General features: G+C 50.0%; 15 protein-coding genes and 3 pseudogenes. All 18 read left to right on the forward strand.

Annotation, left to right across the window (positions count from 1 at the left end; genetic code table 11):
* Window positions 1-10: 10 nt before the first annotated feature.
* The gene (locus A7E78_RS14535; protein WP_072284932.1) at window positions 11-355 is read left to right on the forward strand and encodes a hypothetical protein; all 345 of its coding nucleotides are present in this window, start codon (window positions 11-13) and stop codon (window positions 353-355) included.
* Between the two features lie 229 nt (window positions 356-584).
* Window positions 585-1,934: a DUF1015 domain-containing protein gene (locus tag A7E78_RS14540; protein WP_072284933.1), complete on the forward strand. Its 1,350-nt coding sequence runs from the start codon at window positions 585-587 to the stop codon at window positions 1,932-1,934.
* A gap of 190 nt (window positions 1,935-2,124) precedes the next feature.
* On the forward strand, window positions 2,125-4,254 hold the full coding sequence (gene rnr, locus A7E78_RS14545; protein WP_072284934.1) for a ribonuclease R: 2,130 nt from the start codon (window positions 2,125-2,127) through the stop codon (window positions 4,252-4,254).
* Between the two features lie 115 nt (window positions 4,255-4,369).
* Window positions 4,370-5,335: a bifunctional riboflavin kinase/FAD synthetase gene (locus tag A7E78_RS14550; protein WP_072284935.1), complete on the forward strand. Its 966-nt coding sequence runs from the start codon at window positions 4,370-4,372 to the stop codon at window positions 5,333-5,335.
* 41 nt (window positions 5,336-5,376) lie between these two features.
* Window positions 5,377-6,237 (forward strand): shikimate dehydrogenase, encoded by an 861-nt coding sequence (gene aroE / locus A7E78_RS14555; RefSeq protein WP_072284936.1) that lies wholly within the window; start codon window positions 5,377-5,379, stop codon window positions 6,235-6,237.
* A 107-nt stretch (window positions 6,238-6,344) separates the two neighbouring features.
* Window positions 6,345-8,045, forward strand: a complete 1,701-nt coding sequence (gene pilB / locus A7E78_RS14560) for a type IV-A pilus assembly ATPase PilB (RefSeq protein ID WP_072284937.1) — start codon at window positions 6,345-6,347, stop codon at window positions 8,043-8,045.
* Window positions 8,046-8,352: 307 nt separating this feature from the next.
* Window positions 8,353-9,454, forward strand: a pseudogene (locus A7E78_RS14565) (type IV pilus twitching motility protein PilT).
* A gap of 115 nt (window positions 9,455-9,569) precedes the next feature.
* Window positions 9,570-10,787 (forward strand): type II secretion system F family protein, encoded by a 1,218-nt coding sequence (locus tag A7E78_RS14570; protein WP_072284938.1) that lies wholly within the window; start codon window positions 9,570-9,572, stop codon window positions 10,785-10,787.
* A gap of 11 nt (window positions 10,788-10,798) precedes the next feature.
* Window positions 10,799-12,454 carry a two-component system sensor histidine kinase NtrB gene (locus tag A7E78_RS14575; RefSeq protein ID WP_072285188.1) on the forward strand — a complete coding sequence of 552 codons (1,656 nt, stop codon included), beginning with the start codon at window positions 10,799-10,801 and terminating at the stop codon, window positions 12,452-12,454.
* A 67-nt stretch (window positions 12,455-12,521) separates the two neighbouring features.
* On the forward strand, window positions 12,522-13,913 hold the full coding sequence (locus tag A7E78_RS14580; RefSeq protein WP_072284939.1) for a sigma-54-dependent transcriptional regulator: 1,392 nt from the start codon (window positions 12,522-12,524) through the stop codon (window positions 13,911-13,913).
* Between the two features lie 346 nt (window positions 13,914-14,259).
* Window positions 14,260-14,368: pseudogene (locus A7E78_RS14990) on the forward strand (prepilin-type N-terminal cleavage/methylation domain-containing protein); the annotation flags it as partial.
* Between the two features lie 584 nt (window positions 14,369-14,952).
* Window positions 14,953-15,699, forward strand: a complete 747-nt coding sequence (locus A7E78_RS14590) for an ABC transporter ATP-binding protein (protein WP_072284941.1) — start codon at window positions 14,953-14,955, stop codon at window positions 15,697-15,699.
* Window positions 15,696-16,505, forward strand: coding sequence for a hypothetical protein (locus A7E78_RS14595; RefSeq protein ID WP_072284942.1), 810 nt, complete (start codon window positions 15,696-15,698; stop codon window positions 16,503-16,505). Before A7E78_RS14590 ends, A7E78_RS14595 begins: the two co-directional genes overlap by 4 nt.
* Window positions 16,502-17,305: a hypothetical protein gene (locus A7E78_RS14600; RefSeq protein ID WP_072284943.1), complete on the forward strand. Its 804-nt coding sequence runs from the start codon at window positions 16,502-16,504 to the stop codon at window positions 17,303-17,305. The genes A7E78_RS14595 and A7E78_RS14600 overlap by 4 nt, the downstream gene beginning before the upstream one ends.
* A gap of 78 nt (window positions 17,306-17,383) precedes the next feature.
* A pseudogene (locus A7E78_RS15500) lies at window positions 17,384-17,611 on the forward strand (prepilin peptidase); the annotation flags it as partial.
* A gap of 96 nt (window positions 17,612-17,707) precedes the next feature.
* The gene (locus A7E78_RS15505; protein ID WP_235606843.1) at window positions 17,708-18,187 is read left to right on the forward strand and encodes a prepilin peptidase; all 480 of its coding nucleotides are present in this window, start codon (window positions 17,708-17,710) and stop codon (window positions 18,185-18,187) included.
* A gap of 416 nt (window positions 18,188-18,603) precedes the next feature.
* Window positions 18,604-19,671 carry a type IV pilus assembly protein PilM gene (pilM, locus tag A7E78_RS14610; RefSeq protein WP_072284944.1) on the forward strand — a complete coding sequence of 356 codons (1,068 nt, stop codon included), beginning with the start codon at window positions 18,604-18,606 and terminating at the stop codon, window positions 19,669-19,671.
* Window positions 19,668-20,228, forward strand: coding sequence for a PilN domain-containing protein (locus A7E78_RS14615; RefSeq protein ID WP_072284945.1), 561 nt, complete (start codon window positions 19,668-19,670; stop codon window positions 20,226-20,228). Before pilM ends, A7E78_RS14615 begins: the two co-directional genes overlap by 4 nt.

A 20,228-nucleotide genomic window follows, 5' to 3' on the forward strand; every position in this document is an offset into this window, starting at 1 on the left:
GAGATCGGTTATGAAAACGTTAAGCTTGAGTTGTCTGTTTCTTCTGATGTTCTGTCTATGTACTGCAGAGGTGCAGGCACGGTTGGCGGTCGTTTTGCAGCAGCGGGATGCGGTTATTCTGACCGTAGACAAAGAAGGCCGGATGATGACCAGCGATTATATGTCCTTCATTCTTGCCAATGATGAGGTTTCCGCAAAAGCTACGGAACTAATCGGACAGAAAACACATATTCTTTTTTATGCAGCTGGTGAAAAAAAATATTGTGTCGACCTGCGTTCCTTTGCCGAGCCGGATTTTAAGGTTCCGGCAATACCGAACCGGGGAAGTCGGTCGAAAGAGAAAGCGTTGCACTGACACGGGTAAGAAGCAGGTAGTTTGGTAGTGATAGATTGAATGGCTGACCGGGATATATTCTCGGTCAGCCATTTTAGCTTTTGGCATGGATAATCAGGCCACCTGCATGGGATGCCTCTCTTGCCGTGCATGGCAACGGGGAGTTTTCCCTTGCACCCATCGTAAGCCATTGCGTATAGTAACTCATTTCGATTCTGCCTGTTGTCTAGTTTTTATAGGAGTTGCTTCGATGGCCAAAATAGCCCCGTTTCGTGCTGTTCGCTATAATCTGGAAAAGATCGCCGAACCGGTCAGTGTGATGGCGCCACCTTACGATGTTATCTCATCTGAACTGCAGGATGATCTTTACCAGCGCAACCCCTACAATTTGGTGCGCTTGATCCTCGGCAAAATCGAAGAAACCGACGATGAGAGCAATAATCGCTATAGCCGTGCTGCAGATTTTTTCAAGAGCTGGCAGGAAGAAGGCGTTCTGGTCCGCGATTCTGAGCCGGGTATTTATCTATATGACGAAGAATATTTTGCCGAGGGCATCGGCCCGGTGGTGCGGCGCGGTTTTCTGGCCCTGACCCGTATCGAAGATTTTGCCTCAGGCGTGGTCAAACCCCATGAAAAGACCTTGTCTGGTCCTAAAACCGATCGGCTTAACCTGACCAAGGCTTGCGGCGCAAATTTTAGTCCTATTTTCGGCCTTTATTCCGATCCGTGCTGTGTGTTGGAGGCTTTAACTCGCGATGCCAGCAGTTGCCAGCCGGATATAGATATGACTGACGACGACGGTGTTAAACACCGATTGTGGCGGGTGACCGATCCCGACATTATTGAAAAGGCGAAGGAGTTGCTTGATAGTAAGCCGCTATTTATTGCCGATGGACATCACCGTTATGAAACGGCTTTGAATTATCGCAATTACATGCGCGAGCAGGTGGGCGAGTATTCCGGCAAGGAGCTCTTCAATTATGTGTTGATGTATTTCGCCAATATGGAAGACCAGGGTATGTTGATTTTCCCGACCCACCGTCTGGTCCACAGTCTGAAAGACTTTCATCTGCCCGGTTTTCTGTCGGCGCTTAACGAATTCTTTGAAGTCGAGGTTCGGGACCTGAACCTGTCGGACGCCGATTCCCGGCGCGAAGCGCGCACCATCCTGCAGCAAAAAGGGAACGAAGCTCATACCCTGGCGTTATATGCCGGAGGTCAATCCCTCTATTATTTAACCTTGCGCGATCCGGCCATCATGGACCGCTTTTTTGATGATAAGGCGTCCAAGGCGCTTCGGGTCCTTGATGTGTCGATTTTGCATCGCTTGATTCTGGAACAGCTTTTACAGATTACCCCTGAGGCACAGGAGCGTCAGCTTAATCTCAAATATGTCAAAAACTTTGACGAGCCCTTTGACTCTGTGCATTCCGGTGATTTTCAACTGGCTTTTTTGATGAACTCCACTCGCATGAGCGAAGTGAGGGATGTCGCCAATGCTGGAGAAAAAATGCCGCAGAAGTCGACCTATTTCTATCCCAAGTTGTTGACCGGCCTGGTCCTCAATAAGATTGGTGATGGGGAATCGGTCGTGGATTAGCGGTTCTGGGGGGAACTGAGGGTAGTTTTATCTTGCCCGATGGTGCCCTTTGTCGGCCCCGGAAGTATTATTTGTATAGAAACTTTTCTGTTTTCTTCGCCGGGCTAACAACAGGCCACAGGGCAATGTACACTGATATTATGTTTTCAGGTTTGTTATTTCAATCCGTACCCAGTCAGGGACGCTAGTTATGTCCTTATCGCCGGACGAACTTCTGGCCCATCTTAAGAAGCATCCGGGTCGGAGTCTCTCTGTTCGGGAGATTCTTGCTGCCTTCCCTTTGCCGCGCCATGAACGACAGGCAGCGCGGCTTCTCATCGAAAATCTGGCCGACGACGGTCTTTTACAGCGGGTTAAGGGTAATCGTTACCGATTGGTCCGCAATGCTGTGCTTCTTCAAGGCAAAGTGACGGTGCATCGAGCCGGATACGGCTTTGTAGTGCTGGACGATAAGGACAAAGAGGATGTTTTTGTCCCGGCCCGGCATCTTGGAGCGGTAATGGATGGAGACCGGGTGGCCGTGCGGATTGTTCGCTCGGAACGCTACGGCCGTCCAGGACGCTCGGAGGGGCGTATTGTTCAGGTATTGGATCGGGCCCACCACGAGTTGCTCGGTCGTTATGAATTACACCACCGCCAAGCCTTTGTCGTCCCTGCCGATCCTCGCCTGTCTCAGCCCATTCAGTTGTCTACTCCTTCCTCGGTACCGGTCAATCCGGGACAGATTGTTGTATTGCGCCTCGACAGCTATCCCACTGCAAGCCGTCCGCCTTTTGGAACCATTCTCAGGGTGTTGGGAGACGCCGATGATCCTGCGGTGGAAATTGCAGCGGCGGTCTATAAATACGGGCTTCCCGCCGATTTCGAACCGGAAGTGCTCGCCGCTGCCAGCGCTCTTCCCTCTGTGGTACGACCGGAAGACCGGCAAGGTCGAGAGGACCTGCGGGAACTGCCGTTAGTGACTATTGACGGTGAAACGGCTATGGATTTTGATGATGCTGTTGCCGTCCGCCCAGAAGAACAGGGCAAAATTCGGCTGTGGGTGGCTATAGCCGATGTTGGTTACTACGTTAAGTCCGGCTCGCCTATCGACCAGGAAGCACTGGAACGTTCGACAAGCGTCTATTTTCCGGGGCACTGCATACCCATGTTGCCGGAGTCATTGAGCAACGAAATATGCTCCTTGAAGCCGCAACAGGACCGTCTGGCGATGGTGGCGGAGATGCTGTTCGATACGGAGGGTCAGCGCTTGGAGAGCCGCTTTTATCCGGCGGTAATTCGTAGCCAGGCTCGCTTGACCTACACGGAAGTGAAGGACTATCTTCAGGCAGAGAGGACACAAGAGCCAAGTAAACAGGACGAACTGCTTGGTCACCTGCAGGTTATGGAAGCCTTGGCCCAGCGCCTTTCCGTAATGCGTCGTCGACGGGGGAGCCTCGATTTCGATCTGCCGGAGGCGGAAGTGGTGCTGGGTTTGCGTGGGCGCCCGGAAGATATTGTTCGTGCAGAGCGCAACATGGCCCATCGTATCATCGAAGAGTTTATGCTGGCGGCCAACGAAGCTGTCGCGACTTTCTTGCACGAGCGGCAGGAGCCGCTGCTGTTTCGTATTCACGAAGAGCCTGAGCTGGAGAAATTGCAGGCTTTCCAGGAGTTTGTCGCTTATTTGAACTATGGCCTGGTGATCGATGGCCAGAGCGGAACGGCTCACCAGCTGCAAAAGCTCTTGTCTCAGGTTGCCGGAAGGCCCGAAGAGCGCATGATCAATCAGGTGCTGTTGCGAAGTATGAAGCAGGCACGTTATGATGCGAAAAATGTCGGCCATTTCGGTCTGGCCGCGGAGCTGTACTGCCATTTTACGTCACCTATTCGCCGCTATCCCGACCTGGTGGTCCATCGTATACTGCGCGAAGTCTTGACTTCTGAAAAAAAATCCGCTCAACGCTCTTCCTGGTGGCAGCGACAGTTGCCTGCCATCGCCGAACAATGTTCTGTCAATGAACGCCGGGCTATGGAGGCGGAGCGGGACATTATTGATTTGAAAAAGTGTCAGTTCATGGCCGATCGGGTGGGCGAAGAGTTTCAGGGGAACGTATCCGGTGTACAGCCTTTTGGCGTCTTCATTGAACTGCAGCAGGTTTTTGTCGAGGGGCTGGTGCCTGTGGCCAGTCTGGACGACGATTTTTATCAGTATGAAGAACACCTGCACCGGTTGATAGGTCAGCGACGGCGTAAAATTTTTCAGATCGGCATGGAGGTTTCAGTGCGCCTTCGACACGTGGACCTTGATCGTCGGCAGATCGACTTCGAATTGGTTTAAAACACGTAATAGGTAATGCGTGAGGCGTAATGAGTTAACCCCGTCATACCTTACGAATTACGAATTACGAATTACGAATTACGAATTACGAATTACGAATTACGGGCCTTACCCCATGCGTATCATCAAAAACTTAAGCGAATTGAAAGAACCCTTACAGGATGCCGTGGTCACCATTGGCAATTTCGATGGGGTGCATCTTGGCCACCGGGAAATATTCCGGCGCGTGGTTCGCCGTAGTCAAGAGCTCGGCGGGCCTGCGGTCGTTTATACGTTTGAACCGCACCCTCTAAAGTTTCTAGCGCCCGACCGGGCACCGCTGCTGATTAATACCAATCAGGAGAAAGCAGTGTTGATCGAAGCCTCCTGCATTGATGTGTTAATTCGTACTCCCTTTGACCAAAACATGGCCGATCTGCCGGCTCACCGGTTTGTTCGGGAAATATTGGTGGAAAAGGTCGGCATGCGGCATCTGGTGGTCGGTTACGATTATCTTTTTGGTAAGGGCCGCGAAGGCAATGCCCAATTATTGCAGCGTATGGGAGAATATCTCGGATTTGCCGTGGAAGTTCTCGAACCGATTAGCGGGGAAGGGCAGGTTTATAGCTCGACCCGTATTCGCCAGTTGATCAAAGAAGGCCAGGTGCATCAGGTGGTGGACCTGCTGGGTCGCAATTTTACCCTGCAAGGCCGGGTAGTCCATGGTTTCAAACGAGGGCAGAAACTAGGATTTCCAACCGCGAATCTTCAAACTGACAAAGAACTTCTGCCAAGCCCCGGGGTTTATGCGGTGAAGGTCAAACGAGGTGCCGAGGTCTTCAACGGGGTCCTTAATATTGGTCTGAACCCTACATTTGAGGCTGCCGGATTGTCTATCGAAGTACATCTGCTAGACTTCGATGGGCAACTTTATGGGGAAGACTTGCGGGTCTACTTTGTTAAGCGATTGCGGGACGAGATGCGTTTTGCTGATTCCAGTGAGTTGGTACAGGCGATCAGTGCGGACATTGTAAGTGCACGGCAGATTCTTTCTGAAACAGAGATCATCCAGTATCATGATTATCTCGATTGTGGACAGTAGGTTGGCGAAAACAAGAAAAGAAAGGAAGGGAAGGGACGGTTGTGCAACTGAATGGTAAAACCAGGGTTTTAGGAATTTTCGGTGATCCGGTGGCTCATTCCCTGTCGCCGGTTATGCAAAATCAGGCCTTGCAACAGGCTGGTATCAACGCTGTTTATGTACCGTTCCATGTACCTGCTGAACTGCTTCCTCAAGCTGTTGACTCAATCCGTAGTCTCGGACTGTGGGGGGTTAACGTTACCGTCCCCCATAAAGAGGCTGTCTTTCCCTTGTTGGATGATATCGATCCTGCCGCTCGTTTGATCGGCGCGGTTAATACCATCGTCAATAGTCAGGGCCGACTGATCGGTTATAATACCGATGGCCTGGGGTTTTTGCGGTCGCTGGCCGAAGATTTGCATTTCAACCCTGATGGCCAACGAATTTTACTTTTGGGGGCCGGGGGTGCTTGCCGGGCGGCGCTGGTTTCCTTGTGCCAAGCAGGTGCTTCCTGGATCGGTATTGCCAACCGGACCCGCAGTCGGGCGGAAGCTCTGATTCAAGAGTTCAGGGAAATATTCCCGGAAGTCAGCTTTGAGCATTTCGGTATCGATAAAGAGGAGTTGCGCCGGGCGACCGAAAACATTGACCTTCTGGCCAACACCTCGGCTGTCGGTTTGAAGGGTGAAGTCTTTGCGGACCTGCCTTGGGTGGGTTTAAGTAAAGAAGTAGCGATCTATGACATGGTCTACAGTAAAACCGGCACCCCCTTGCTTCAACAGGCCATGAGCAGGGGGCTTCGTGCCAGCGATGGACTGGGAATGTTGGCCGGGCAAGGGGAAGAAGCTTTTACCCTTTGGACCGAGGTCAGGCCTTTAGAAGGTCTGATGAAGCGCTGTCTTATTAATGAATTGACAGGTTGAGGGTCATTTCCTTGACTTTTCCTTAGTCTTTTCTATAGGATGCGCAAGATGAGCCGTTTTTAAGTGATTGTTTTTTAAGCTGACTTCCAAAAATACTGGTTTACTATATGACAAGCAACAGACTCGGTGAATTGCTGGTTCGCAACGAGCTGATCAGCGATCAGCAGTTGCACGATGCCCTGGAAGACCAGAAAGCCCAGGGAGGACGTCTGGGTTCCAGCCTGATAAAGCTCGGCTTTGTAAAAGAAGAAGAACTTTCAGCGTTTCTCTCCAAACAGTATGGTGTGCCCTCCATTAATCTGTCGGAATTTGAGATCGATGCCGATGTCATTCGGCAGATACCTCCCGAAGTAGCCCAGAAATATCAGATCGTACCGGTAAACCGAGCCGGATCGACCCTGATCGTCGCCATGAACGACCCATCGAATATCTTTGCTATCGATGACATCAAGTTCATGACCGGCTTCAATGTCGAAGTTGTTGTGGCGACGGAATCTTCCATCAAGACGGCTATCGACCAATATTACGACCAGAGCGCTTCGTTGGCCGATGTCATGGGCGATCTGGACGATATCGACCTCGAATTGGTCGATGACGACGATGACGTCGATGTCCGTGAACTGGAACGAGCTACAGAGGACGCGCCGGTCGTCAAACTGGTCAACTTGATTCTGACTGACGCCATCAAAAAAAAGGCGTCGGATATTCACATCGAGCCTTATGAGAAAGCCTTCCGCGTACGTTATCGTATCGATGGTGTCTTGTACGAATCCATGAAACCGCCGATGAAGTTGCGGGCGGCCATCATCTCCCGTCTCAAGATCATGGCTGAGATGGATATCGCCGAACGACGTCTGCCTCAAGACGGTCGGATTAAGATCAAGCTCCCCGGCGGAAAAGACATGGATTACCGGGTCAGCTGCTTGCCGACCCTGTTTGGCGAGAAGATGGTTTTGCGACTGCTCGATAAGTCGAACCTACAGCTCGATATGACCAAGTTGGGTTACGAGGAAGAGCCGCTTAAGTGGTTCAAGGAAGCGATTCATAAGCCTTTCGGCATGGTGCTGGTCACCGGGCCGACCGGTTCCGGCAAGACCGTTTCTCTTTATTCGGCCCTTGCTGAGCTCAACGACAGTACCCTCAATATCTCCACCGCGGAAGATCCGGTCGAATTTAACTTCGCCGGCATCAATCAGGTCCACATGCACGAGGAGATCGGTCTCAACTTCGCCAATGCTCTGCGCTCCTTTCTCCGCCAGGATCCCGACATCATCATGATCGGCGAGATCCGTGACTTTGAGACGGCAGAAATTGGTGTCAAGGCGGCGCTTACCGGTCACTTGGTGTTGTCGACTCTGCACACCAACGATGCACCGAGCACGATCAGTCGTATGCTCAACATGGGTATCGAGCCTTTTCTCGTGGCCTCTGCGGTTAATCTGATTACCGCTCAACGATTGGGTCGCAGGGTTTGTTCAGAATGCAAGGAAGTAGAAGATATCTCCAAGCAGGCCTTGCTCGATGCCGGTGTCTCACCAGAAGAGGTTGATGAATACGTTTGCTACAAGGGGCAAGGCTGTTCGACCTGCAATAACACTGGATACAAGGGCCGGGTCGGCATCTACCAGGTCATGCCGATGTTCGAGGAAATTCGGGAGTTGGTGCTGGCCGGAGCCAATACCGCAGAGATCAAACGCGAATCGATGCGTTTGGGAGTTAAAACCATGCGTCAGTCAGCTTTGAGTAAATTGAAGGAAGGGGTGACTTCCTTTGAAGAGGTATTGCGCAGTACGGTGGCGGATGATTGAAACCCGTAAGGCGTGATGGGTAAGGCGTAATTGGTTTTAACCCCTTACCTATTACGTATCACGGAATTTTAAAGTTTTTGCGGACTCTCAATTGGTCCGAAATTTGCTAAACTTAGTTTCCTTGTTCTGGTGATTTGGTGCCTGATATTGATTATTGGATGGTTATGCAAAAAAATTGACCTACAAGGCTTGGTGTTTTTTCAGGGATGAAGGCATACATCGCGTATGTCGAGGTCCTGTAAAAACACCGTAACGCCGTAGGGCGGAATTTTTGCGACGCCATCTTATTTGAAAGGAAGAGAATTCAATGGTGGGGATTCGCGAACTGCTTAAAGCTATGGTCGAAATGGGGGCCTCCGATCTTCATATTACCTCTGGTGCTCCGCCGCAGGTACGAATTGACGGTGAAGTCAAGGCTCTTCAGCACCCCCCCCTTTCAGGCCCAGGATACCAAGCAGCTTTGTTACAGTATTTTGACCGATGCGCAGAAGCGTAAGTTCGAGGAAGAAAACGAACTTGATCTTTCCTTTGGCGTAAAGGGTCTGGCGCGTTTTCGCGGTAATATCTATTTGCAGCGCGGTGCTATTGCCGGGGCCTTCCGGATGATCCCCTATAAATTCATGTCCTTCGAAGAATTGGGGTTGCCTTCCGTGGTGCGGGATATCTCACGCAAGCCTCGGGGGTTAGTTCTGGTTACCGGGCCGACGGGCAGCGGCAAGTCGACCACCCTGGCGTCGATTATCGATGCCATCAATATGGAGCGCCAGGAACACATCATCACCATCGAAGATCCGATCGAGTACATACATCCCCATAAAAAATGTTTGGTGAATCAACGGGAAGTAGGCTCCGATACCCATTCCTTTAAAAAAGCCTTGAAATATATTTTGCGCCAGGATCCTGACGTGGTGCTTTTAGGGGAATTGCGGGACCTTGAAACCATCGAGGCCGCTCTGACAATCGCCGAGACGGGGCATCTGTGTTTTGCGACCCTGCACACCAATTCCTGTGTGCAGACGATCAACCGTATTGTCGATGTTTTTCCCACCAACCAACAGACCCAGGTGCGTACCCAGCTTTCCTTTGTTCTGGAGGGGGTATTGTCCCAAACCTTGATCCCCAAGGCTCAGGGTAAGGGGCGAGTATTGTCGCTTGAGGTTATGGTGCCTAATGTAGCGATCCGGGCTCTCATACGAGATGACAAGGTCCACCAGATCTATTCGCAGATGCAGATGGGACAGGAAAAGTACGGCATGCAGACCCTGAACCAGTCTTTATTTATGCTTTATCACAAGAAATTGATTTCCCTGGAAGATGCGCTGGTGCGTTCCCCTGAAGTGGATGAACTGAAGCAGATGATAGCCAATCCTACCGCCGTGTTGAAAAGACAGGTTTCGGTGCAGAAATAAAGATAGCTTTGATAATCCGTAACGCGTGATGGGTAAGGCGTAAAGGGTTAAACCTTTTACGATTTACGGCTTACGTCTTACGGTTTTTAAACTGATTAAGAAAAAGAGGTGACAAATGGCCAAGTTCGCTTGGGAAGGCAAGACCCGCAGCGGCCAAGCTCAAAAAGGGGAGATGGAGGCGCCAAATGAAGCGGCGGTCGGTGCTGCTCTGCGACGTCAAGGGGTGATGCCCGGCAAGATTAAAGAGGCGGGCAAGGGGCTTGACATGGAGATCAAACTGCCCGGCTTTGGCGGGAAGGTGACCACCAAGGATCTGGTTGTCTTCACCCGGCAGTTCGCCACCATGATCGATGCCGGCCTGCCTCTGGTGCAATGCCTCGATATCCTCGGCCGGCAGCAGGACAAGAAGATCTTCAAGGATATGCTGGTTCAGGTCAAGGAGAGTGTCGAGTCGGGCTCGACCTTTGCCGATGCCTTGAAAAAGCACCCCAAGGCTTTTGATAATCTTTTCGTCAATTTGGTTGCGGCCGGTGAGGTGGGGGGTATTCTCGATACCATCTTGAACCGCCTTGCAGCCTATCTGGAAAAGGCCCAGAAGTTGAAGAAGAAGGTCAAGAGCGCCATGACCTATCCTGCTACGATTGTCGGTATCGCTCTGGTTGTTATCTCAGTCATCCTGATATTCGTTATTCCGGCATTCGAAAAGATGTTTGCCGACTTTGGCAGTGCCCTGCCGATGCCGACTCAGGTCGTCATCAATATCAGTAATTTTGTGCAGAACTATATCCTCGCTATTATCGTGGGTGTCATCGTTTTGATCTTTATCTTAAAAAAAACCTATGCCACTGAAAAGGGGCGGGATTTTATCGACGATAAGATTCTCAAACTGCCAATTTTTGGGATTCTACTGCGTAAGGTGGCGGTCGCCAAATTTACCCGCACCTTGGGGACCATGATCTCCAGCGGGGTGCCGATTCTCGATGGTTTGGAGATTGTGGCCAAGACCGCTGGCAATCGAACCATAGAAAAAGCCATTTACAAGGTCAAGCAGAGTATTAGCGAGGGCAAGACTATTGCCGAACCGCTTGAAAAATCAGGTGTTTTTCCACCTATGGTATGCCAGATGATCGCCGTTGGCGAACAATCCGGTTCCATCGATACTATGCTCAACAAGATCGCTGACTTTTATGATGATGAAGTTGATGATGCGGTCGGTAATTTGACGGCCATGATGGAGCCAATGCTTATGCTCTTTCTCGGTACCACTGTGGGTGGTCTGGTCATTGCCATGTATCTTCCGATCTTCAAACTTGCTGGTGCAATGGGCGGTTGACCGGTAATTTTATGAAACGTAACACCTTTATTGCTCATTGGGATAAGACTGCGCCACGTTTTCTCTACTGGTATTTGGTGGCCCGCCTGCTGGTTGTTGCCCTGTTTCTCAGTGGTACAATAGTCAACCAGATACGTTCTGCCACTGCGGGCTCTCAGACCCTTGGCTGGCTCTATCTGCTGGCTGCCGTCTGCCTGATTCAGTCGTTGGTCTTCCCTGCTCTGTTCAGTCTCAGGCATCGCAACAAATTGTTGTTGCGATGCCAAATCTGTTGGGATTTGCTGTTTGTCACTGCCCTGATTTTTCTAGATGGTGGTATCGCCAGCCATCTTTCTTTCCTCTACATCTTCATAATTTTTAGCGTCAGTATTTTTTTGTCGCGTCGCGAAGTATTCGTAGCAGCGTCAGCGGCTACAATCCTTTATGGCGGGTTGCTCGATCTTCAGTATTATTCCATGCTGCCGGTTTTTTCGACTTTCCCTGCCAATGCTGTTAGCAGTCGAGCGATTTTCTATAACATTTTTATTAGTGTTATCGTTTTTTACCTTATCGCTTTTTTAAGCAGTCTGTTGGCTGAACGGTTGCGACATAGTGAACTGGCTTTGAAAAAGCGGGAGATTGATTTCGAGGAACTGGAGAACCTTAATCAGATTATTCTGGAGAATATTCCAAGTGGCCTGATCATTATTAACAATGCTGGGCGTGTTCGATCTTTTAATGCTGGTGCAACAACAATCACCGGCTATTATCTGGAATCGATTTACAATCGACCCATCGGCGAACTGTTCCCGGAAATGATCGTTTTGGAGGGGGATGAGTTCAAAACCGTTGCTCGTGGAGAAACGTGCCTGGTCGATAAACAGGGAAACCAGCGACCGGTTGGATTTACCTCTTCCATTGTCAGAGATGTGTCGGGAGAGACTCTGGGTTTGTTGATAACCTTTCAGGATCTAAGTCGTCTCAAGGAAATGGAAGGTCAACTCAAACGTGCGGATCGCTTGGCTGCTGCCGGCCAGTTGGCGGCCGGCATGGCTCATGAAATTCGCAATCCCCTGGCATCGATTAGCGGTTCGGTTCAGTTGCTCATGGAGGACGATAAACTTGAGCAGCAGGATCGGCGTCTGATGGGGATTGTGGTACGGGAAGCGGAGCGCTTGAATGCGCTGCTGACCGACTTTCTGGTCTTTGCTCGACCCTCGCCGCTCTGTTATGAGTCGGTGGATTTGGTGGAACTCCTCGATGAGCTGGTTGCCCTGGTCGCAGCGGATGAGCGGTTTAAAGATGTTGAATTGCAGAGGGATTATAAATCCGCACTGGAATGGTATTGTGACCGCAGTCAACTTCGCCAGGCTTTATTGAACCTGATGTTAAATGGCGCTGAGGCTATGGAACATGGCGGACGGTTAATCTGTGGGCTCGATTCTGAGGTGTCGGCTGTTTTTATCGAAGATACCGGCCCGGGGATTCCTGATGCCATTCGGGATAAGGTTTTTGATCCTTTCTTTACTACCAAGGACAGTGGCACCGGATTGGGGTTGGCCACGGTACATGCTATTGTCGAGGCTCATCAGGGACGGCTGGACCTGGTCAAAGTAGAAGGTGGCGGAGAGCGATTCATTATTAGCATGCCCAGTCCGGACATGGCCAAAATAGGGCAGGCAGTTTGATCGACAGACCTTTGGTTTAAACTCATTACCCATCACGATTTAAGCATTACGTTAATATCGGGGAGTAATTTTGAAAGAAGAAAAATACAATATACTGGTCGTCGATGATGAAGAGAGTATGCGTGAGTTTCTCAGTATCATGCTTCACCGGGAGGGTTATGCGGTCGATGCGGCCTTTGACGGGGCTCAGGCCGTGGCTCGTTTAAAAGAGCACTCTTACGACCTGGTCATTAGTGACATCAAGATGCCCCGCCTCGATGGTTTCGGTGTGCTGGATTATATTACAGAATCTTGCCCTGATACAGCGATTATTATGATTACCGCCTTTTCCACCGCACAGCAGGCGGTGGATGCTATGAAAAAGGGTGCCTACGACTACATTACCAAGCCTTTTAATAATGAAGAAATTCGGCTGATTGTTAAAAATGCCCTGGAACGCAAGGAATTGCGCCGTGAAAATCTTGAACTGAAAAAGGAACTCGGCCAGCGTTACTCCTTTGCCAATCTGATTGGCAAGAGTCGAGCCATGCAACAGGTTTACCATTTTATTGAAAAAGTTGCAGACAGCAAAGCCAATGTTTTAGTAACTGGGGAAAGCGGCACTGGCAAAGAACTGGTTGCTAAAGCCGTTCACTATAACAGCCGCCGCAAAGACCAGCCCTTTGTTCCCATTAATTGCGGAGCCATTCCTGAAAATCTACTCGAAAGCGAACTGTTCGGTCACGAGAAGGGAGCCTTTACGGGGGCTACCCATCAAAAATCCGGTCTGTTCGAGGTTGCTAGTGGCGGAACGGTGTTTCTTGACGAGATCGCTGAATTGCCAGCCATGATGCAGGTCAAACTGCTGCGGGTATTACAGGAACACGAATTTCGCCGCGTTGGAGGCACCAAGGATATAAAGGTCGATGTGCGCTTGGTGGCGGCTACCAATAAAAATTTGGAAAACATGGTAGCGGAAGAAACTTTTCGTGAGGACCTCTTTTATCGGCTCAATGTTATTCACGTTGATCTTCCGGCCCTTAAAGAACGCAAGGAGGACATTCCCTTGCTGGTCGAGCACTTTTTGCACAAACTGACTGGCGACGATCAACTTAAGGCCTCTGAATCGATTATGCGTCGCCTCCTTGATTATCACTGGCCCGGCAATATCCGCGAGCTGGAAAATACCATCGAGCGTTGCGTGGTGCTCGGTTGCGATGGAGAGTTGGCTGAAGACAGCCTGCCGAAGCACGTTGGTAGTTCTACTTCCAATGGGGCTGGCGTTTTGGACGAGTTGCCTGAAGAAGGCCTTGACCTCGATGCCTACCTTGGTACCATCGAGCAGGATATCCTTCTCAAGGCCCTGGATCGGTGTGGTGGGGTGCGGAAAAAAGCCGCCGAACTCCTCTGTATCTCTTTCCGTTCCATTCGCTACCGTTTGGCTAAATACGGCATGGCAAACGAAGGCGAGGATGAATAGCTTATTCGGATCGAAAAAGGATTTTTTAAGCGGGACTTTCTTCCCTTGCTATTTGCCAAGGGAGAAATTATAATTTTTGGCGTTTAATCTCTTTCCAGAGAACAATAGATGCTCGTCATTACTTTGTCTCTGTGACACGTGTCGGAGACAAAATTTGACAAAAAGTGTGACCTTTATTGTCTGTGGCAGTGTTGCTTTACGTGGCAGATATTGGTAAGTATTTGTAATAAGGCAAGTAAAGTTTTTGGCACTTTCGTTGCATTGAATAGGGTGCCTCGTCTCGAAAATTATTAACCACTGGCTTTTCGGGGCCGTTACCTTCAACTCACAAAAGGAGAACAAAACTATGTTGACCAAGTTGAGAAAGTCCCAAAAGGGTTTCACCCTGATCGAACTGCTGATCGTCGTTGCTATTATTGGTATTTTGGCAGCCATCGCCATTCCTCAGTTCGCGGCCTATCGGACCCGCGGCTTCAATGCTTCTGGCCTAAGTGATGTTCGCAACCTTTCTACCTCCCAGGCCGCCTTCTTCGGGGATTGGCGGGTGTTCGGTACTACTGCGGCGGTTGCTGCCCTCCCGGGTGCTGGTACTTTTGGTGCCGGTACTATTATTACCGGCCCCAATAACGGCGTTGCGGGTAACTTCCCCATCATTACTGGAACCGATGCTAGTGCTGTCGCTCGTGGGATTCAGATTCCGCTGGGGAATAATGTGATGATTCTCGGCAGCACCGATGCAAATGGCGCTACTTTCACTGGCGTTGCCAAACATCTTACCGGGAATACCTATTATGCGGTTGACGGCGACACTACCGCAATCTTCTTTGATCAGACCGCCGGAACGGAAGGCACTCCGCTCCTCGCGGCTGATTGCCCAGCTTCAACTACCGGCGATGACTTCACAGGTGTTACGAGGCCTGTCGGTGGTCTCTGGGGTGCTCGCTAAAAGCTAGAACTCGGTTTTATTATGGACAGGGCACCTGCATTAGCGGGTGCCCTTTTTTGGCATGTGTAAACAAGATTAAAGGTGAGAAATTGCATGGCCGATAGCGTTGTCTTTTCTGAGGTCTGGAAGACCTATCAACGAGAGCTTGGCGGGGTTTCCGCACCGGCGTTGCGGGGGGTGACCTTTTCTGTTCGGCGGGGAGAAACCTTGGGGTTGATCGGCGCCAATGGAGCCGGCAAGAGCACCTGTATCCGGCTGTTGATGGACTTTATCCGCCCCGACCGGGGGTGTATCACCATAGAAGACCGGTCGCCGGAGAATAGTATCCTGCGTCGTGATATTGGATATTTGCCCGAGATTGCAAGTTTTCCCGCCAGCCTGACGATTTTGGATATGTTGCGTTTTGTAGGTGCCACCCATGATCTACCGAAGGCGGTTCTTGCCGAACAGTCCGAACGATGGCTAAAGACGCTGGAACTCTGGGATGTTCGGAAGCGTCCTATCCGTACCTATTCAAAGGGCATGCAGCAGCGTGGCAGTTTTGTGCTTGCGCTGGTGCATGATCCTGCTCTGTTGGTTCTGGATGAGCCGATGAGCGGCCTTGATCCCATAGGGCGGGCCAGTATTATTCGGCTAATTCGTGACCTTAAGGTTCAGGGAAAAACCATCCTCTTTTGTACCCATATCCTTGAAGACATGGATCAGTTGGCTGACAGGGTTCTGATTCTGCATAAGGGGGAGAAGCGATTCCTTGGTACGCCGAATGACTTGTCGGCCGAATTTGGTACTAATTCCATTGTGGACGGTTTTTTAAGTGCCATTGCGGAGGAACAATCATGAAGGGGGCGTTGAAGCGGATTTTTGCCGTTGCCAAGCTGGTTGGTGTGGACGGCTTACGGCGTCACGCCCTGCTCGGGTTGGTGGCATTAGCGTTGGCTATTGAGCTGAGCGGCCTGTTCTTTTTTGCCTTCGTACCTCGGGACATCGGTCGCGTATCTGCAGATTTTGTGGTGACTGTCGGCTGGTGTGTCGGGATGGTTTTCCTATTTTTTCATGCTGTGCATGTGATGAGCTGGGGAGAGGACCGGCGCGTTATCCATACGCTGCTGGCACATCCCTTGTCACGAACTGATTATACTCTTGGGGTATTTGCTGGGCTGTTGTTCTTGTTGTTGCTGCTAAATGGATTGTTGGCTTTTATCGGCTATGGTGTGCTGGTAGTAATAAAATCATGGGTCGGGGTGGAGTACTTTAGTCATCTCGGCATTGGCGGATATTTACTCTCCTGGTGGGGGGTGCTCAGCATAGAGGCCATGATTCTGGCAGCTATTGTACTTTTTTCCGGTATGGTCCGGGGCAGCTTTACTGTGTTGCTGGTGACGCTCTCCTATTATCTTATCTGCACTGGCCTGCCCGTGGCCGTCGAATTTTTTAAGGGGAATTCACTGCTGTTGCGAAAAATTTTGGTGGGCATGACGTTGGCCTTTCCCAATTTTTCACGATTAGACTATAAGGGGGTTATTGTTGCTTTGGATAACTGGCCTTCGGCTTCTTCGTTGGTGCTTAACTTAGCTTATGTTTTGCTATATTGCGGCTTGATATTGGCCATCGCAACATCAGTTTACAATCGACGGGACCTAAAATGAAAATCGCTGTGGTCGGCGTGCTATTGGTTTTTTATCTTGCTGTTTGGGGGGTGCAGCAGGGAAAGGCTCGTTGGTCCGATTACTATCTTTCTCCCGCTCCGCCCTCGCCGGCCTTGAAAGTCGCCAGTGGTTACGCCCGCCAAATGGCTGGCTACACCCTCTTTGTAAAGGTGGCAATTTTTGCTGGTGGGCCGTTACGGGGTGTGGATAAGGAGAATTACGCCGACAGTTTGGCACAGAACTTTGACGTGATGACCGACCTGTATCCGGAGTTTATTGACCCTTTTTATTATTGCCAGTCATTACTTGCTCCTATCGCACCGGAGTATGCCCAACAGACCAATCTCATATTGGATCGTGGTGTTGAAGCCCACCCAGATATTCTTTTTTTTCCTTTTTTTCAGGCATTTAATCATTTTTATTATTTGCAGGAGCCAACAATGGCTGCAGAGTTGTTTTTTAAAATGGGTAAACGTTCTGATGCCCCACCCTGGTTTGGTCATTTGGCGGGTACTCTGATGGGACGCGGTGGCAACTTGCTCGCTGGCCGCTCTATGCTGCAGGCCATGTTTGATTCTGAACAGGAAGAATACATTAAAGAGCGCTATCTTGATAGCATTAAAGTTTTCGATCAAGCCATCCAAGTTCAGGTGGCGCTTGATAGCTACCGAAAAGAACATGGAATTGATGCTGTTTCTTTACAAGATCTGGTCCCTCGCTACCTTGATGTCTTGCCACGACTTCCGGCTGGTTTCATGCTGGAATGGGAGCCTCCTGTATTGCGTCTTGAACGACCTTGACTTAAATTAAATCTTGTTGGGGGGTTCATTGATTAGCAATAGTTTCGCTAAACGCCTTATAAGCAAACGGAGGTCAGGGTGGTTTCTCATTGGTTTTTGTTGTTCGGTGGTTTTTTGTTTGGGACCATTGTAGGATCGTTCCTGAACGTTTGCATTGGGCGTATCCCTGCTGGTGAGTCCGTCATTTCGCCGCCCTCGCGCTGTCCAAAGTGCGGAATTGGCATTCCTTGGTATCAAAATATACCCATCCTCAGCTACCTTGTTTTAGGTGGCAAGTGTGCGTCCTGCAAAACTCGGATCTCTGTCCGTTACCCTCTGGTTGAGGTTCTGACCGGTGTCCTTTTTGTTTTTGTGCTTTTTTCTTTCGGTGTCAGTTGGGTCACTCCCGTCTATTGGCTGTTTGTGGCGACGTTGATTGTCATTACTTTCATCGATATTGACCACCAGATTATTCCGGATGCTATCAGTCTGCCTGGCATCGTAGTTGGTTTTCTCGCTGCATTCTTGATCCCCTGGCTCGCCTGGTACGACTCACTGCTCGGTATTTTGCTGGGCGGGGGAAGTCTGTGGTTGGTGGCTGAAGTCTATCATCGCCTGACCGGTAAGGAAGGTATGGGTGGCGGAGACATCAAACTGTTGGCAATGATGGGAGCTTTTTTGGGTTGGAAGGCTATGTTGCCTGTGATATTTTTTGGTTCGCTGGCGGGCTCCCTGGTCGGTGTGCCTCTTATGTGGCTCAAGGGGGCGGATGGCAAACTCGCTATTCCCTTCGGTCCCTTTTTGGCTCTGGGGGCCTGGTTTATTTATTATGGGGCCAGCAATTATTGGTATGGTACCTTGGCTTGTGCCAAAGGTAGAGGTTTTTTGTTTGGTGGTTTTTAGTGTAAACAGTACTGTTGACCCGCAGGGATACCTGGGGACTGTTCGTCTTGTCGCTGGTCAGCAGACAGGCTCTCATGGCTTAATCCATGCGCTTGAAATATTTTAATTTTATTGACAGTGTTTTTCATTGCCTTATAATTGGTCCAATTGCAATAAATATCACCGTTATTCGCGGTAGTATTCAGTTTAGTAAAAACTGTCAGCGATGGTGTTTCTTATATTTAATGGTTGGAGGGCTCTTCCCATTAGTTAATCCATAAGAACATCGCGTTAATCCGCATAGCTTTGGAATACTGATTCAGGACTGGACGGTGTTTGGCACATGCCTTGCTTTAAGAGTAGCCTGAGCTGTGTGCTCCGCTAGATCGCTGTTCACTTCACTTGCTTACCATCCATCTTAGAATGGGGTCTTTTTGATGCTACAGGGGCTATTTGGGATAAAAAAAGATATCGTTGGCATCGATGTCGGGTCCAGTTCCGTTAAGCTTGTGCAGCTTAAGGCTGTCAAGGGCGGTTATCAGTTGCTGAATCTTGGTATTGCGCAATTGCCGCCCGAGGCCATTGTCGATAACACGGTTATGGATTCCGTTGCTGTGGTCGATAGTATTCGGAACCTGGTGGAAAACCAGAAGGTCAAGACAAAAAATGTCGCTGCTTCGGTATCTGGACATTCGGTTATTATTCGTAAAATCACCATGCCGATTATGACCGAGGAGGAAGTCGAAGCCTCCATTGAGTGGGAAGCCGAGCAGTTTATCCCTTTTGAAATTTCCGAAGTAAATCTTGATTTTCAAATCGTCGGTCCAGATCCAAAGGATCCCGCCCAGATGAATGTGATTCTGGTGGCGGCAAAAAAAGACTTTGTCAATGAAGGTTTGACCGTTTTTCACGAATGCGGTTTGAATCCGGTTGTGCTCGATATCGACTCTTTCGCCATCGAAAATGCCTTCCAGGCAAATTATGATGTGGAAGAAGGGGAGATTGTTGCATTAATCAATGTCGGTGCAAGCACTATGAATGTGAACGTCCTCAAAGAAGGTGTTTCTGTTTTTACCCGGGATTTGCAGACCGGGGGCAACATGTTCAATGAGGAAATTCAGAAGCGCCTTGGGATTAACAGCGAGGAGGCCGAGCAGGCCAAACTTGGCGGCGAGGTTGGGGAGATCGATACTGCCGTGTTGGCTGAAGTCATGAGTGAGGCTGCTGATACTCTGGCGCAAGAAATTCAGCGATCTCTCGATTATTTCTCCGCGACATCGACCGATGACAAGGTAACAAAGCTTTTTATCAGTGGTGGTGTTTCGAAGACCTCCGGCATTGACCAAGCCTTTGAGCAGCGACTCGGAGTTCCTGTTGAAATTTTAGATCCCTTCCGTCGCATTGAGGTGAATGAGGACCTTTTTGATCCTGCCTATGTGCAGGCTGTTGGGCCCCTCTTTGCTGTTGGAGTCGGGCTTGCCATGAGGAGGTTGGGCGACAAATGATTCGTATCAATTTGCTACCCGTCAGAGCTGCTCAGAAAAAAGCCCGATTGCAGGGCCAGTTGATCGTGCTGGCACTGGTTCTGGCTCTGACCAGTTTAGTATGTGGCGGTCTCTATACCTCTGTTGCGGTCAAGATTTCCTCAGAGAAAAAGGAAATTACCGAAATCCAAAAAGAGATCAATCGCTTGAAGAAAACTCTTGGCGAGGTAGCGCATTTCAAGGAATTGCAAAAAGAGTTTCAAGGCAAACTTGATGTGCTGGCAGCGCTGAAGGAAAAGAAGACCGGGCCGGTGCATCTGCTTGATGAACTGAGTCGAGTGTTGCCTGACAAGTTGTGGCTCTCCTCCTTCAAAGAGTCCAAAGGGGCGATATCAATCAAGGGGGTCGGCTTGAACGAAGCAACGGTGGCTCGTTTTATGCGCGACTTGGAGACATCCCCCTATTATCGCCAGGTTGTATTGAAGGTTACCGAGCAGACCAAGCAAGGCGGGATGAAGTTGCAGAAGTTTGAGGTTTCCTGCCTTGCTGAGACGCCCACAGAGCCAAAAGCCAAATAG

Origin of the sequence: Syntrophotalea acetylenivorans, assembly GCF_001887775.1 — a bacterium.
Lineage (GTDB): Bacteria > Desulfobacterota > Desulfuromonadia > Desulfuromonadales > Syntrophotaleaceae > Syntrophotalea_A > Syntrophotalea_A acetylenivorans.